The organism is Micromonospora sp. AMSO12t (assembly GCF_008806585.1).
Taxonomy (GTDB): Bacteria; Actinomycetota; Actinomycetes; order Mycobacteriales; family Micromonosporaceae; genus Micromonospora; species Micromonospora reichwaldensis.
This window is the reverse complement of record NZ_WAAS01000513.1, coordinates 1-1,204: the sequence shown is the minus strand read 5'-3', so window position 1 is coordinate 1,204 and position 1,204 is coordinate 1. Positions and strand designations below refer to the sequence as shown.

General features: G+C 74.5%; 1 protein-coding gene. It reads right to left on the bottom strand.

All coding sequences use genetic code 11. The annotated features are described in order from the left end of the window. Positions 1-1,204, bottom strand: a 1,204-nt coding sequence (locus F6X68_RS32700; RefSeq protein ID WP_151457838.1) for an MFS transporter, incomplete at both ends; no start/stop codon positions are given.

Below are 1,204 nucleotides of genomic sequence, written 5' to 3'. Positions count from 1 at the left end.
CTGGCGGAGGGCCGCTACGCGGCGTTCGCGGGGTGGGCCGGCGAGCAGATGGCAGCCGGCGGCCAGCAGCCCGAGTCCGCCGACGATGAGCCAGTGCCGGTCCCCGAGATACTGGAGGCTGACCCCGCCCAGGGTGGGCGCCACGAACGACGCCGCCGGGAAGGCCAGGTAGAACACCGACTGGTAGCGGGCCCGCAGCTCGAGCGGGGCGAGGTCGGCGTTGATCTGCGCGTTGGGCGGCGCGGCGAGCATCTGGCCGACCGTCCAGACCACCGCCGCGGCCAGGTAGACCGCCACGTCGTCGGCGAACGCGAGAGTGGCGAAGCCGAGCGCCAGCAGCGCGGTGGAGACGGCCAGGACGCGGTCCTTGCGGTGCCGTTCGATCAGCCGCGGCACGAAGAGCTGCCCGAGCACGATCAGGACTCCGCCGAGCGCCACCACCGCGCCGTACGCCGACGGGCGCAGGCCGTCCGACCGCATCGCCAGGGGCATGATCGTTGACGTCTGCATGGTCAGCACGGCCAACACGAAGGTCAGGCCCACGAAGGTGAGGAAGGTGCGGTCGGTCAGCGCCGTGTGCAGCCCCGGCTCCCGCTCCCGCCCCGCCTGCCGCTCCCGCCCCGCCTGCCGCTCCCGCCCCGCCCGCCGCTCTTGCCCCGCCCGCCGCGGCCACCCCACTCGCCGCTGCCGCTCCCGCCCCACCCGCCGCGGCACCGCTCCGCTGCCGCGGACCGGTGCCACCCGAAGATCTTGGACACTTTCTGACCGGTCGGAGCGGAAAGTGTCCAAGATCGGGGCAGCCTTGGCGGCGAGGCGGGGGAGCGTCTCCGGGACCTTCCAGGCGATGACCACCGCCGCGAGCGCGGTGGCGGCGGCGTCGACCAGGAAGAGCGCGACGAAGCTCGCCTCGGCGAGGAGGCCGGCCAGCAGCGAGGCGACGGCCATGCCCAGGTTGAACGCCCAGAACTGGAGGTTGAAGGCCCGGGAGCGCCGGCGTTCGGGCACCACGTCGACGATCGCCGCCACGAAGGCGGGGCTGGGCATCGAGTGCGCCACCCCGACCAGGGCGGCGAGCGCCGCGATCATCACCAGGTGCCGGCTGAAGGCCAGCCCGACCATCAGTCCGGCGGTGGCCAGGTGGGCGGCGAGCAGGGTGGACCGCCGCCCCCACCGGTCGGCCAGCACCCCACCGAGCAGCACGCCG